General features: G+C 63.0%; 17 protein-coding genes and 1 pseudogene. 7 read left to right on the top strand and 11 right to left on the bottom strand.

The window, feature by feature from the left end; genetic code table 11:
* Window positions 1-495: ATP-binding protein (locus WKI89_RS14285; protein WP_337870724.1), on the top strand; the 495-nt coding region annotated here is incomplete at its 5' end.
* A gap of 86 nt (window positions 496-581) precedes the next feature.
* On the opposite strand, the gene WKI89_RS14280 is transcribed toward WKI89_RS14285, so the two are convergent.
* From WKI89_RS14280 to WKI89_RS14265, 4 genes are read right to left on the bottom strand one after another with little or no spacing between them, the layout of a single operon-like run.
* The gene (locus tag WKI89_RS14280; RefSeq protein WP_337870722.1) at window positions 582-1,238 is read right to left on the bottom strand and encodes a hypothetical protein; all 657 of its coding nucleotides are present in this window, start codon (window positions 1,236-1,238) and stop codon (window positions 582-584) included.
* A gap of 7 nt (window positions 1,239-1,245) precedes the next feature.
* Complete coding sequence (locus WKI89_RS14275; protein WP_337870720.1) at window positions 1,246-1,689, bottom strand: hypothetical protein; 444 nt, start codon at window positions 1,687-1,689, stop codon at window positions 1,246-1,248.
* A gap of 9 nt (window positions 1,690-1,698) precedes the next feature.
* A complete protein-coding gene (locus WKI89_RS14270; protein WP_337870719.1) occupies window positions 1,699-2,919 on the bottom strand; it encodes a hypothetical protein in 1,221 nt (406 codons plus the stop codon).
* Window positions 2,920-2,934: 15 nt separating this feature from the next.
* On the bottom strand, window positions 2,935-3,159 hold the full coding sequence (locus WKI89_RS14265) for a hypothetical protein (protein WP_337870718.1): 225 nt from the start codon (window positions 3,157-3,159) through the stop codon (window positions 2,935-2,937).
* Between the two features lie 382 nt (window positions 3,160-3,541).
* On the opposite strand from WKI89_RS14265, the gene WKI89_RS14260 reads away from it, so the two are divergent.
* Window positions 3,542-3,739, top strand: a complete 198-nt coding sequence (locus WKI89_RS14260) for a type II toxin-antitoxin system VapB family antitoxin (RefSeq protein ID WP_337870717.1) — start codon at window positions 3,542-3,544, stop codon at window positions 3,737-3,739.
* Window positions 3,740-3,852: 113 nt separating this feature from the next.
* Complete coding sequence (locus WKI89_RS14255) at window positions 3,853-4,149, top strand: PIN domain nuclease (RefSeq protein ID WP_337870716.1); 297 nt, start codon at window positions 3,853-3,855, stop codon at window positions 4,147-4,149.
* On the opposite strand, the gene WKI89_RS14250 is transcribed toward WKI89_RS14255, so the two are convergent.
* Window positions 4,146-4,343, bottom strand: a complete 198-nt coding sequence (locus tag WKI89_RS14250) for a DUF433 domain-containing protein (RefSeq protein WP_337870715.1) — start codon at window positions 4,341-4,343, stop codon at window positions 4,146-4,148. The genes WKI89_RS14255 and WKI89_RS14250 overlap by 4 nt on opposite strands.
* 48 nt (window positions 4,344-4,391) lie before the next feature.
* Between WKI89_RS14250 and WKI89_RS14245 the strand changes: the two genes are divergently transcribed.
* Window positions 4,392-4,937: a hypothetical protein gene (locus WKI89_RS14245; protein ID WP_337870714.1), complete on the top strand. Its 546-nt coding sequence runs from the start codon at window positions 4,392-4,394 to the stop codon at window positions 4,935-4,937.
* On the opposite strand, the gene WKI89_RS14240 is transcribed toward WKI89_RS14245, so the two are convergent.
* On the bottom strand, window positions 4,918-5,058 hold the full coding sequence (locus tag WKI89_RS14240) for a hypothetical protein (RefSeq protein ID WP_170159521.1): 141 nt from the start codon (window positions 5,056-5,058) through the stop codon (window positions 4,918-4,920). The two genes, WKI89_RS14245 and WKI89_RS14240, sit on opposite strands and share 20 nt — an antisense overlap.
* 418 nt (window positions 5,059-5,476) lie before the next feature.
* On the opposite strand from WKI89_RS14240, the gene WKI89_RS14235 reads away from it, so the two are divergent.
* The 3 genes from WKI89_RS14235 to WKI89_RS14225 all read left to right on the top strand — a co-directional run bounded on the left by WKI89_RS14235 (window position 5,477) and on the right by WKI89_RS14225 (window position 8,293).
* The gene (locus WKI89_RS14235; RefSeq protein ID WP_337870710.1) at window positions 5,477-5,887 is read left to right on the top strand and encodes a hypothetical protein; all 411 of its coding nucleotides are present in this window, start codon (window positions 5,477-5,479) and stop codon (window positions 5,885-5,887) included.
* A gap of 43 nt (window positions 5,888-5,930) precedes the next feature.
* Window positions 5,931-7,673 carry an ABC transporter ATP-binding protein gene (locus tag WKI89_RS14230; protein ID WP_337870727.1) on the top strand — a complete coding sequence of 581 codons (1,743 nt, stop codon included), beginning with the start codon at window positions 5,931-5,933 and terminating at the stop codon, window positions 7,671-7,673.
* Window positions 7,674-7,846: 173 nt separating this feature from the next.
* A complete protein-coding gene (locus WKI89_RS14225) occupies window positions 7,847-8,293 on the top strand; it encodes a hypothetical protein (protein ID WP_337870708.1) in 447 nt (148 codons plus the stop codon).
* A gap of 172 nt (window positions 8,294-8,465) precedes the next feature.
* Here the strand turns inward: WKI89_RS14225 and WKI89_RS14220 are convergent, their stop codons facing one another.
* The 5 genes and pseudogenes from WKI89_RS14220 to WKI89_RS14200 form a co-directional block, all read right to left on the bottom strand.
* Window positions 8,466-8,837: a hypothetical protein gene (locus tag WKI89_RS14220; RefSeq protein WP_337870729.1), complete on the bottom strand. Its 372-nt coding sequence runs from the start codon at window positions 8,835-8,837 to the stop codon at window positions 8,466-8,468.
* A gap of 140 nt (window positions 8,838-8,977) precedes the next feature.
* A pseudogene (locus WKI89_RS14215) lies at window positions 8,978-10,135 on the bottom strand (TIM barrel protein); the annotation flags it as partial.
* A 13-nt stretch (window positions 10,136-10,148) separates the two neighbouring features.
* A complete protein-coding gene (locus WKI89_RS14210; RefSeq protein ID WP_337870726.1) occupies window positions 10,149-11,114 on the bottom strand; it encodes an alcohol dehydrogenase catalytic domain-containing protein in 966 nt (321 codons plus the stop codon).
* Between the two features lie 4 nt (window positions 11,115-11,118).
* The gene (locus WKI89_RS14205; RefSeq protein WP_337870706.1) at window positions 11,119-12,588 is read right to left on the bottom strand and encodes a tripartite tricarboxylate transporter permease; all 1,470 of its coding nucleotides are present in this window, start codon (window positions 12,586-12,588) and stop codon (window positions 11,119-11,121) included.
* Window positions 12,585-13,028: a tripartite tricarboxylate transporter TctB family protein gene (locus tag WKI89_RS14200; protein WP_337870704.1), complete on the bottom strand. Its 444-nt coding sequence runs from the start codon at window positions 13,026-13,028 to the stop codon at window positions 12,585-12,587. The genes WKI89_RS14205 and WKI89_RS14200 overlap by 4 nt, the downstream gene beginning before the upstream one ends.
* Window positions 13,029-13,119: the final 91 nt, after the last annotated feature.

The raw sequence follows: 13,119 nt of genomic DNA, 5'->3' as shown, positions 1-13,119 counted from the left end.
TCAAGTTACCTTGAATACCCCGATTGCCCTGCACACGCCTGCCCGTGCGGGTGGTTCGGCGACCCCGAGCGCAACTGCGCCTGCACCCCCGCCCAGCGAATGCGCTACGCCGGCCGCATCTCGGGCCCCCTCCTCGACCGCTTCGACCTGGTGGTGGAAGTGCCCCGCCTCACCCCCGAGGAGCTGGCTCGAGCCCCCGAGGGCGAGCCCACCGCCATCGTCAGAGAAAGGGTGCTTGCCGCCCGAGAGAGGATGAAAGCCCGCCAGGGGAAGCTCAACAGCGAGCTGCTGGGCCGGGCCCTGCGCCAGCACGTTGCCCTCTCGGCCCCCGCGGAAGCTCTGCTCCACGCGGCGGCCAAGCGGCTCGCACTCACCGCCTGCTCTTACGACCGCATCCTCAGGGTGGCCCGCACCATCGCCGACCTGGCGGGGGCAGAGGGGATCGGAGAAGCCCACCTGGCCGAGGCGCTGACCTACCGGAGGAGTCTGGCCTGAGGGTTATAAAAGCGAGGGGGCGTGGGGGGACTATAAAACCCAGCGGCTTTGGCCCTGGGAGGAACTCGCAGACATGCTGCCGGACCTCAATACCCGCGTTCGCAGGGATGCAGATCGCACACCCCTCCCTGACGCGCAGCGATCCGGCTCTCGAGAATGGTGCGGAAGCTACGGCCGCTCATCACAGCTAGCCTTGCAGGCGCGCTCCTTTGGTCGGCCATACTCGCGAGCGTTCTCAAGTCGTCAATGCTCAACTCGCCGTCCACCGATAGCTCACGCACGTCGCGCACACTCAACCCGACCTTTTCCAGCTCCGATCGCATCTCGTCGGGGGTGGCGTTGAACAGGAACTGGAGCTCCGACCCCTCGAGCACGTTCATCGCCTCCACACTCACGTTATACGGGGTGGTCTCCTGCAAACCTTGGTACACGCCGCTTGGTATGTACCAGTCTCCGACCTCGATATATCCCTCGTTCGGGTTGGTCGAGAGGACGTGGAGCGACTGGGTGCTGAGATCGCCCCTGGCGCGGATGTCCTGTGCCGTCAGGTAAAGCTTGCCCTTAGGGCGTGGTTTTACCTCTCCAATGTCTTTGACGTTGAAATAGTCGAGGGAATCCGAGGCTGTCATCACCCGTTTGCCCACCGAGTCCGTGGCCTTTTGCGTGCCACAACCGGCCACCAACAAGGCCAAACCCGCCAACACCGCTAAACCCACTGCTTTCACCGTTCTCCTCCTAAACATGCCGGCCTTACCTTCTCGCGCTGAGGTCGTTCACCACGAAGCGTATGGACCGTGTTTTTCCTTTCCCCTTTTCCGTGAAACTCACCAAGACCACCACGCCCCGCTGACCTGTGGGAGGGGGTGGCTGGCCCAGCTTGTTCTTAACGTTGAGCACCAGCATTTCGCCGAACCGCGCCTGCCGCTGGTTGAGGCTGACGTCATACCCCGAGGACTCAGGGGTGAGCCAGAACCACTGGTTGTCCAGAGCAGGGTCAGCGGTGTCGGTCTTGCGCAGGGTGAAATAGAAGCTGTAGCTGTCGAAGGGTTTGGTGATCACCCAGTAGCCATCACTCTCCAAAATGGAGCGGGAGTAAGTGCCGCCCACTACCTCGGCCTCGATGGGGTAAGCCGGGTACACCAAGCTGCACGCGCTTAGGCTAAGGGTTAGCAATATCAAGGTCGCAGCTCTCACAACACCTCCTTAGGGACAAGGGGTGAGCCCAACTCCGCGCCAGCACCTGGAAAACTCGGGCAGCAGGGGGGTTTCGGGGACAATTGCGCCCTGGGGAATGACGTCTCCGCTCAGGCTAATCCCCAGGATGTTGACTCCTGCCATCACTCTGCCATCCAGCCCGCCGTAGATTCCCGCCTGTAAGCGGGTCACGGGCTGGTTGGGGTCTTGAATGTTATATTCGACTCCAGCAGTGATCTTTGGTCCGGCATAGGGCTCGAGGGCCGCCGCTAGCCCCACCGTACCGTAGAGATAAACCCCGGCCTGTATGCTCAGGTTAGCCCTGTACCTGAGGGTGGTAATGCTGGCCGTTCCCGACAAGGCCAAAGGGTTGGAGTAGGGGTTCCAGGTGGTGAACTGCTGTCGCAGCGCCTCTACCTTCTCGGCGACGTTGTTCACCGGCTTGCACCCCCAGTAACCGTTGGCAACGGTATTCCCACAGTAGAAGCCGTACTGCACCGGGCCCTGCTCGGTTCCAAGGTTGAAAGAGACGTTGGGTATGCTGCTGCTCACCGCCACGCCCGCGTTCCCTTGGATGCTCAAAGTGCCACTGAGCCCACCCTGTAGGATCACTTTAGGGGTGACAACCACTGGGATAGGGCCGATCCAGAACACTCCTACCCCACCAGTAGTGTCGAGGAAAGTCTGGCTAACACCGGGGAGATTCACGGTCTGGCTGAGACCAGGGGCCTGTACGTTGTAGGCGATGGAGGTCTCCACTCTTGCCCAGCCATTGGCCCACGCGCCGAAACCCTTGAGGTAGGGGAAGATGAACCACCAGCCGATGTCCACATTCATGGTCATCCAAAGCTTTAGCTGAATGCACGCGCTGCGGTTGACGATTCCTAGAGGCATCGCCGCAGGGGGTGGGGTCTCGCAGCGCCCCCCATCGACGGGAAAGAAATCCCACTGCGGAGCGAGTTGTTGGGCTGATTCGGGCGTGAGGTAATCCGGCAGGGTCAGGTTTTGCGGTGCACCCGCCTTGGGAACGGCCAAAACCGAGACGTTCACCGGCACGGTGAAGCTGGTCTGCTGTATGTCCTCCGGCTTCAAGTCAGAGCCTGCGATGGCCTCGGCCAGCGTGGCCGGGGAGGTCTCTACGGTGGCGGTTCCGTCGGGATTTTCCGTTATCGAGTCCACCTTGCGCAGCACCCCGTAAGGGGCCTTGTCGGTAGGCGGGCTGACGATCACCGTGCCCGGCTCAACCTAATCTACCTCGTCCACGCTCATCGCCCCCAATTCACCCTGCTTGCGGAGCGGCGGCACGGCGCGGGTGTCAGTAGTGAGCTTGCCGTCTATCGAGAAGTCCTTTATGGTCTTCTGGGCAAAATCGGTGAGCACCTTAGTAGCGGGGCGCTTTGCCGGCAGGCCCGTGTAAGCCGGAGGGGTGAAGGGGTAGTCCTTAGGAGCCTTTCTTTGTCGTTGACACAACCTCCGATGAGCACGAAGCTAGGGTCAGAACCAGCCCTGCACTCGCCAGCAACAATAAACCGCGCTTGCTCAACATGAAACCCCCAATCCTGGGCGCAACTAATGTGCGGCCTATTGGTTGTTGGAGAATATCCTAAAAAGAGGATAGTGTCAACTTCCGCGCCCCCATAAGGCCAGGAGGTAATACCGCTCCACCCCCAGGAGCCGGGCTACAGCTTTGGTGCTTCACCAACATAAACCCCCATCCTGGGGGTAATTTCCACGCCAAAGGGCTGCAATAGCACACGAACTCGCGTTCTGGAAGGCCAGGTGGCATTTTCACTCCTTGGAAGCACATTTAAATACACGCGGGCAGGTGTGTGCTCGGAGCACCGTGCCCCGCATGACCATCGAAATTGATGCCGCCCTGCTGGAGGAAGCCCGCCGAACGCTGGGCGTGCACACCAAACGCGAGGCCATCGAACGAGCCTTGCTGGAGCTGGTGCGCCAGCAGCGCCGCCGGGCCATCCGGGTCCACGCCGGTAAGGTGGAGCTCGAGCTCACCCAGGAAACCTTGCGCGCGTTGCGGGAGTCGCGCTAATGGCCCGCCTTCTGGTGGATACCTCGGCCTGGATCGAGTTCTACCACCCCAGGGGTGCTACCCGGGTCAAGCAAGCTCTGAGCCAAGCCCTGTAGGTACACGAAATCGCGGTTGTGACGCCGATTGCCGTGGAGCTCCTGTCCGGCGCAAAGAACGAGAAAGGCTACGGGCTTTTTACCACCGACCTGCAGGCGCTAACCTGGCTGCCTCTGGGAAGCGAGGAAGCCTTGGTAGCAAGCAGGTTGGCCTACGAACTGGCCCGAACAGGCCAGCGGGTACCCACGGTGGACTTGCTGATTGCTGGGGCGGCTTTGGTGCACGGCTGCGAACTGTGGCACTTTGGCGATGCCCACTTTGTGACCATTGCCGCTTACAGCCATTTGGAAGAGAACAACCTCGAGACCGCTTAGGCTTGCTCTATGTACCAGCGCCACCCAGGCTCGAGGTTGGGGTAATCGGCCAGAACCTCCTCCGGGGTCATACCCCCGGCCAGGAGCTCGAGGATCACCCGCACCGGGTAGCGCAACCCCCGCACGGTAGGCTGGCCGTGGTGGAGCTCGGGCTCGAGGGTGATGCGCTGAAGCAGGGCCGATGGGTCCGTCACGGCTTCAGTCTAGCACGCCCCATAGCCGGTGCTTGCTATACTCCTTCCATGAATGCCCTGGCCCTCTACCACCAGGGCCGCTACTGGGAAGCCCTCTCGCTGGCCCGGCAGCAAGCCGAGGTGCGGGCTGCGGCCCTGTCGCTTCTGGCGCTGGGCCAGGTGGCCCTGGCCCAGGCCCTCTACCCCGCGCCCAACCCCCAGGCTCTCAAAAGCGAGCTTTGCCGCCTGCGCCAACTGGGTCTCGAAGTCCAGCGCCGCCCCTACCGGCTTTGCACCCCCATCGAAGCCGACTTCCTCCAGCTCCAGGAAGCCCTGCAACATCACCGCCTGACCGAGGCCCTCAGCCTCTACCAGGGCCCCTTGCTACCCAGAAGCCAGGCCCCCGGCATCGAACGAATGCGGAACCAGCTCGAAGAGCAACTCAAGGAGGCTGTCCTCCAACAGCCCGGCCCGGAACGCCTCTACCGCCTGGCCCAGAAGATCCCGGATGACCTCGTCCTCTGGGAGGCCCTGCTGGAACGCTTGCCCGAGCAAGACCCCCGCCGCCCGGCGGTGCGGGCTTGGGTGCGACGGCTCAGCGCCCAGTACCGCTAGGCCCGCCGGAGCGCACCACCCCTGGGGGCAGGCAGTCGGGGCGGTTGCAGGCGTAGCCCAACTCCTTCCAACCCAAGGCCAGCAGGATCAGCCACAACAAAAACCATCTTCCCCTGCGCATACCCTCACCCTAGCAAGGGCAAGGTAACCAACACGGTCAGAAGGTAATCAAAATGAGAGAAAAGGTAACCAAAATGAATCAAGAAGGTAACCATTCTGAGAGGGGGTTTGGTTACCTGGGGGGCTGAAAATAAAGACAAAAGACAGCCCTTTAGGGCTGGAAAGCAAAAGGAGGAGCTATGGAAGGTTACAGGGTTACACGAATCATTGCAAACAGCACTGGGAACGGGCCAGTACTTTTGCGGCAAGATAAGAGGTACAACCTAGAAGAGGGAATAACATTGAGTGTGGGCGATCGGCTAGAAACCTTGGACGGCTGGCTGGAAGTAAGGGATCGCGATGGTTTGGTTGTTCGACTGGGACCTTCTTCGGAGTTTTAATATGAGTTTGATCCCTTTGGAGGAGTCATTTCTCATCCTGTGAAACGCCCCTCTATTGTTCTGTATGGAGAGGTGTTCAAATTTCGCCACTATGTCCGACCATTAGAAGTGATGGCTTGCGGAAAGTACCGAACCTCGTGCTGGTATTGTCCATCCAGTTTCTATGTCCGCAATCTCGATGCCAGCAGGGATGCCTATTACGCGCTAGCAGGGGAGGTTCCAGTCTGGGAGTGGGATGAAGAAGGGAGGCCGTTTTATATCGTCACGATACCTGAAGGCCTAAAAGCGATTATTCACCACGACCCACTCCAACCCATGCAAAAGCGCTATACCGTCGAGGAAGTTTCTCCTGTTGCAGCAGATGAATGGGACTACATTTCCTCCAACTTCATGAACCCCAAGTGCTGGTTGGCACCCAAAGCCCGGCAGGAGGTGGTCGCAGCTGGATAGGAGAACTTTTCGATGGCGCCTGGTTGGGCTGGCTTTGCGCCAGGTGATCCAGGCGGCGCCCCTCGAGGCCACCCTACTCCTGCTGCTGCTGGCCCTGGGGGGGCTGGTGCCGGTGGGGGTTCTGGGCTTTACCCGCGCCCTGGTGGACGGCCTGGTGGCCGGTCTGGGGGAGGGCGTGTGGGGCCTCTGGCCTTGGTGGCCCCTGCTGGGGCTGGCCCTGGCCTTTGCCCTGGACTTCCTGCTGGCCCCCTGGGTGGCCTATCTGCAGGGGGCGGTGAACGAGCGGCTCACGGCCCGGGTGCACCTCCTGCTGATGGATAAGGTGGGCGGCCTGCCCGACCTGACCCCTTTCGAGAATCCCAGCTTTCACGATGAACTGCAGGTGCTGCGGGATCAGGCCCCCTACCAGCCCCTGAACCTGCTCATCTTTCTGGGGAGCGCCTTCCGGGGGAGCGTCACCGTGGCCGGGGTGTTGCTGCTTTTGCTGAGCGTGGCGCCCTTTTTCCCGCTGTTGCTGCTGCTCGCCACCCTGCCGCAGGCCATCCTAACCTTCCGGCTGCAGAAGGGGGTGTGGGAAGCGGTGTTGTTCACCGCGCCCGAGGCCCGCCGGATGCGCTACTTTGCCGAGGCCCTGCTCGAGGCCGACACGGCCAGGGAGGTGCGCCTGTTCGGCCTGTTGCCCTTTTTTCGCGGGCGTTACCTCGAGGCCTTCTGGGCCCTTTACCGCGCGGTGCGTCGCGCACGGGGCCGCCAGGCTTTGGGGGCCAGCGCCCTGGTGCTGCTGGGCGCCCTGGCGACGGCTGCGGCCCTCTTCCTGGCCCTGCGGCAGGCCCTTTCGGGGGCCAGCGGCCTGGGCAACCTGGTGTTGGTGCTCCAGTCGGTGGGCAGTCTGCAGCAGAACCTGTTTGGCCTGGTGCAGGACGGGGGGATGCTCTATGAGAGCCTTCTGTACTTCGAACGGCTGGAGCGGTTCCTGGCCCTGCCGCCGACCCTGCGACAGCCCCCCAAGCCCCGGGAGGTGCGCTCGTTCGAGGAGGTTCGCTTTGAGCAGGTGGGCTTCACCTACCCCGACGGAAGGCGGGCCTTGCAGGGGGTTAGCTTCACCCTGCGCCGGGGGGAGTGCCTGGCCCTGGTGGGGGAGAATGGGGCGGGCAAGACCACCCTGGTCAAGCTGCTCCTGCGCTTCTACGATCCCAGCGAAGGGCGCATCCTGGTGGACGGGGTGGATCTGCGCGAGCTGGATCTTGCGGCCTGGCGCCGCCTGGTGGCCGCAGTCTTCCAGGACTTTGGCCGCTACGCCCTGACGCTTGGAGAAAACATCGCCCTTTCCGACCTCGAGCACCTCCACGACCCGCAGCGCTTAGAGGAAGCGGCCCGGGCCGGAGGGGCTGAGGGGCTACTCCTCCGGCTGGGGCCGGAAGCTTTGCTCTCCAGGGCCTTTGGGGGCACTGAACTGTCCCTGGGGGAGTGGCAGCGGGTGGCCCTCTCGCGGGCCTTTTTCCGCCAGGCTGAGCTGCTGGTTCTGGATGAGCCCACGGCCTCCCTGGATCCCAAGGAGGAGGCCCACCTCTACGCCCGCTTTGCCGAGCTGGCCCAGGGGAAGACGGTTCTCCTCATCACCCACCGCCTGGGCTCGGTGCGGATGGCCGACCGCATCCTGGTGCTGAGCGGGGGTCGCCTGGTGGAGGAGGGCGATCACGCCACCTTGCTGGGCCAGCAGGGTGCCTATGCCGAGCTTTGGCGCTTGCAAGCTGACCTCTACCGCCCCGACCTGACCGACAAGTAATCAAGCTGAACTGAACGATGTAGTCGCTTACTACCGATCAGCCAGCAGGAAGTCTACCAAGGCCGGAAACCTTATGATGGGATCAATGGGATGGCTCGAGCCCAACTCACCGGCATTCTGCTCGCACAAACCACCACCTATGTGGGCTTGCAGTTGTTCATGTTCGTGGCCCCGTGGTGGGCTCTAGGGTTCACCGAGTCACCCTTGGCACCTATATTGGCATCTTCCTGGCCATAACCCTGGCCAATACGCTTCCTGGCCCCCTGGTGGGGCATCTGGTGGACAAGTCTGACCCGCTCCGCCTGCTACAGACTGCTCGCATCCTTACGGTGCTTTTACTGGCGGTCATTGCGCTTGTCAGCTTTGTAAAGCTTGAATCTATCGGGTTGGTTTGCCTGCTGGTGGGGCTGGTGGGTTTCACCGAGTTTCTGTACTCGACGGCTTTCTTTAGCGCAGTTCCTCGGTTCATTGATCGCCAGGGTTTGCTAGGACTGGGCTCGAGGCTCGAGACCATCAACGCCGTGGCAGGTATTCTAGCGCCTGTATTGGCGGGTCATTTGCTTGTGCTGGGCAACTTTACGGTTGCTTCTGACACTGTGGCGGCTTTGCTTGCCCAGTGAAATAGGGTGTAGCCCTGGGTAAGCGCTGGCTGGGTCAGATGGTGTTGCAGTTGGAGTTCCAACCGGGGCGGCGCTGATGTTGGGCCAGTTGCATGGCTCCACTCTAGTGGAGAGAGCCTTGGAGATTTCTCGCGCGGGGATAAAAAAGGCGTGGGTGGGTGGGGGAGGGGTGCTAGTCGGGCCGGAACCGAGGGGGTGTGGATAGGGTGCGCAGGGACTCCTTGTACAGCCGGGTCTGGGCGGCGATGCGGATGGGGGCGTTGACCGCGCCGTAGCCCTGGTACGCACCCCGGCGCTCGACAATCTCGATAAAAAAGAGATCGTCGAAGGTCTGGGTGTAGGCGTGGAAGAACTCACCCTCCGGGCTCTGGTCGTACAGCACGTTGAGGGACTGCATGCGCTCCAGCAGGGCGGGCTCCAGCGCGTAGCGGGCCTCGAGGTCGTGGTAGTAGTTCTGGGGAATGGGGAGGAGCTGGAGGCCGTTTTTTTGTAGCTGCTCGAGGGTGCTAAAGATATCGGAGGTAGCCAGGGCAATGTGCTGCACCCCGCCGCCGCCGGCATCACCTGAGCCAGATGGTCAATGCGCTGCAGGCCGGCGCTGGGGGCCGGGGCGGGTGCGGCCAGCTCGAAGTCCACTGCCCAGAAGGCGTCCATCTCCTGCTGGGCTTCGATCAGGTACAGCAGGCTTCCATCCAGACCGCGCAGGGCCGGGATCTGGTGCTCGCCGGGGCCGGTTGGGCCGTAGAAGATGGAGGCCTTGTAGGTCTGGGCCCGCTGCAGCACCTCCTCCACCCCCTCGACCAGAACCGCCACCGCGCAGACCGAGGTGCCGTGCACCTGGTTGTAGGCCTGGGCAAAGCTGCCCGGCTCGCTGTTGAGAATGAAATTAATCTGCCCCTGCTGCCACAGGCTTACCTCCTTGGAGCGGTGCTGGCCGCGCTTCTGGAAGCCCAGGGCCTCGAGGAACTGGGCCAGGGTGGGGGCCATCTCCTCGCTGACGGCGAACTCCACGAAGGCCACCCCGCCGGTCTGGATGGGGAGCTTTTCCAGCGGGTTTTCCTGCAGGTAGACCAGTGAGCGGTAGCCGTCCAGGGCGGTTTCCTTGGGCGGGGTGGTGCGAAACTGATCGTTGAAGACCTCAAGGGAGAGCCAGCCGTCGTAGCGGGTCTCCCTGAGCACCTGCATAAAACGCTCCAGCGGGAGCTGCCCCTGGCCGGGGAAGCTGCGGAAGTGCCGGCTCCAGGGCAGCACCCCCATCTCCAGCAAGGGAGCGTCGGCAATCTGCACCAGAAAAATCTTTTCGCCTGGAATCTTGGCGATGGTGGAGAGCTCGAGGTTTCTGGAGAAAATATGGAAGGTGTCGAGGATCAGCCCCACCGCGGGGTGATTGGCCCGGCGCACCACCTCTCAGGCGTCGCGGTAATCGTAGATGTGCTTGGACCAGGCCAGCGCCTCGTAGCCGACCCGCATACCCCGCTGCCGGGCGCGCTCGCCCAGCTCATAGAGGTCTTCGGCGATGCGCTCGAGGCTCCCCGTGCTTTGCGGCGAGGTGTTGGCGCAGACGAAGAACAGGTCGGTGCCCAGCTCGGCCATCACGTCCATCTTGCGCTCGGCCCGGTCGAAGGCCCGGCTGCGCTGGGGCTCGGGCAGGCCTTCAAAATCGCGGAAGGGCTGTAGGGTGACGATGCTAAGCCCCAGGTCTTGGGCCATCTGCCGGATCTCCTGGGTGGAGCCTTCGAAGCTCAGCAAGTCGTTCTCGAACAGCTCGAAGCCCTCAAAACCCGCGGCGGCAATGGCCTCGAGCTTGCCCCGAAGGTCGCCGCTCAAACAAACCGTGGCCATGGATCTACGCATCTTAACCTCCGTGGAGCAGCACCACCTTGGCCTCGGCCAGCCGGCCGGCCAGCAAGTCCTCGAAGCTGGCCTGGGCCAGGGAAAAAGGCCGCTGGATGGCCAGGCTATCCGGCAGGCTGGACAGGAGTCCGGTGGCCCGGGCAAACTCGGCCTGGGTGAACACATACGAGCCCTGTATGCGAATCTCCTGCAAGACCGCGCGCTGCAAAGGGAGGGGGGCCTCGAGGTCGCTCAAACCCACCAGCACCACGCTGCCCCCAGGCCGGGCGGCCTGTACGGCCAGGGCCAGGGTGCTCTGGGCCCCCACGGTCTCGAGCACCCGGTCGTAGAGTCCGCTGGGGACCGGAACCACCTCGGCGATAAAGCCCAACCCCTCGAGCCAGGCTGCGCGCAGTGGGTTGCGCTCGCTGACCGTCACCCGCGCCCCGGCCTGGGCCAGCAGCCAGGCGACCAGGGTGCCGATGGCCCCCCCGCCCAGCACCAGCACCGCCCGGCCCAGTACCGGCCCGGCCAGCTCCACAGCGCGCAACGCAACCGCCAGCGGCTCGGCCAGGGCCCCTTTCCACAGCGGTACCCCGTCGGGTAGCCGGTGGAGCTGGGCCAGGGGCACCCGGATCTGCTCGGCGAAGCCCCCCCAGTAGTGGAAACCGATATTGGTGCGATGAGCGCACAGGTTGCTCAGCCCTTCCCAGCAGGCCGGGCACTGGCCGCACGCCACCAACGGGTTGACCGCCACGGCCTGGCCCAGCCAGTCCGGGGGGCCCTCCTGCACGATACCGGCAATCTCGTGCCCCAAAACCAAAGGCGGTTTCCAGCGGGCCCGCATGGCCGGGGCCCCCTTGTACACGCTCAGGTCGCTGCCACAGATGCCGCAGGCCGCGACCTGCAAGAGCACCCCCTCGCCCTTTGGGGTTTCGTAGCATTTTAGCTTAAGTTGTCCGAAGTCTTCTAACACCCACGCCTGCATCACGTCACCTCAGCGCCCGTGCAGATTGGCCTTGTTGCCTGCGCAGCCAGAGCATGGCCACAATAAGCACTAGGTTGCACACGGCCAGCCCCACCGCCACGGGTCGGCTGAAGAAGGCGGTTAGGTCCCACTGGGTTTTGATCAGGCTCATCATCAAGTACTGTTCCAGCAGGGGCCCCAGCACCATGCCCAGAATGAGCTGCCCCACCGGAAAACCGCCCCGCTGCATCAAGAGCCCCAGCAGGCCCAGCCCCACCAGCAGGTACAGGTCGAAGGGGTTGCGGTTGATGGCGTAGGCGCCCACCAGGCACAAACCCATCACCGCGCCCAGCAGCAGCCGCATGGGAATGCGCAGCAGGGTGCTGATCAGCGCCGCCCCCAGGTAGCCCACCAGGGGCATCATGAGCAGGCTGGCCAGGATAAAGGCCATGTAAAGCTGCACCACAAAGCCCAGGTTTTTGGCGAACAGGTCGGGGCCGGGGGTGATGCCCATGGTGAGAAACATGCCCAGCACAATGGCCGTCAGGGTGTCGCCGGGGATGCCCAGCGAAAGGGCTGGAATCCAGGTGCCGGCCACGGCGGCGTTGTTGGAGGAGGCCCCGCTGAGGGTGACCTGTTCTTTGCTGCCCCGGCGCAGCCGGGTGAAGTTGCTGCTGATCCAGGCTGCCAGGTCGGAGCCGGCCCCCGGCAGGAAACCGATAAAAGTACCCAACAGGCTCGAGCGCAACAAGAGCCGACGTTCCTTCCAGACCAGCCGGCCCCCTGCACCAAAGAACTCCTGGGCCACCGAGCGATTCTGGTTGGGACTGGCCGTCGGCTGGGGGCCTTTCTTATAGCTGTAGATGTTGTTGAGCACCTCGGCCACGCCAAAGAAGGCGATGAGGGCGACGATGAAGGAAATCCCTCCCAGCAGGTTGGGGTTGCCGAAGTTGAAGCGGGGGGTACCCAGGGCGGGGTCGTAGCCGATGGTGGCGATGAGCATGCCCACCCCAAAGGCGATCAGCCCTTTGGCCATGGAGGGTGTCGCAAACACGCCGCTCACAATGCCCAGGAGCACCAGCCAGAAGTACTCGAAGGAGGAGAACTGCTTGGCCACCTGGGCCAGGCCCAGCGAGCCCCCAATCAGAATGACCACCCCCACCAGGCTACCCAGGGCCGAGCTGAGGGCCGAGATGCCCAGGGCAAAAGCGGGGGAGCGCTCCTTGCCAATCTGGTGAATTTCCTCGGTGTAGGCTGCCGAGGCCGGGGTGCCGGGGATGCGCATGGCAGTAGCCCCGATATCCCCGGCGAAGATGGCAGTGGCGGTAATGCCGATGATGGCTGAAAAGGCCACCGCCGGATCCAGGAAAATGGCGATGGGGATGAATAGGCTGATGGCCAGGGTGGCGGTAAGCCCTGGAAGCGAACCAAACAAGGCGCCGTACAGGGCTCCCAGCATCATGGCCAGGAAGGACTCGAGGCTAAAAAAACTCATAGCGGCACCTTGAGCAACTGCACGAAGACCACATACACCAAGGCCACCATAAACAATGCGGTGAGCAGGGCCTCGAGCCAGCGCGCGCCTAGCAGCAGGCTGGATAACAACACCAGCAACCCGGCGGAGCCCAGCAGGCCCAGCTTGTCCAAAGCCCAGGGGGCCAGCAGCAAGGCCAGCAGAACCCCGCCGATGCGCAAAAGATTGCCCCAGGCCAGCAGCCCGAACGAGGCCCCTAGCCCAGGCTGGCGCAGGTTGCGGTAGAGCAGGCTCAGGCTGGCCACGGCCAAACCCACCGCCAGCAGTTTGGGGAAGAGCGCCGGCCCCAGATACCCTTCTTCGGTACGGGGAAAACCATCGCTGATGAACCAGGCAGCGAGCCCCAGGGCCAGGGCGATCAGACAGACCAAAAGCTCAAAAGGGCGGGTCGGGTTAACCATGGGGATATTCCTTTCTGTGGCGCTTCCAATATATCCCTGTTGGAAAAACTATAGGTTTGATTAAGTTTGACCACTAAGCGCCCGACCACCG

Origin of the sequence: Meiothermus sp. (assembly GCF_037443965.1) — a bacterium.
GTDB lineage: Bacteria > Deinococcota > Deinococci > Deinococcales > Thermaceae > Meiothermus.
This window is presented reverse-complemented; position numbering and strand designations above follow the sequence as displayed.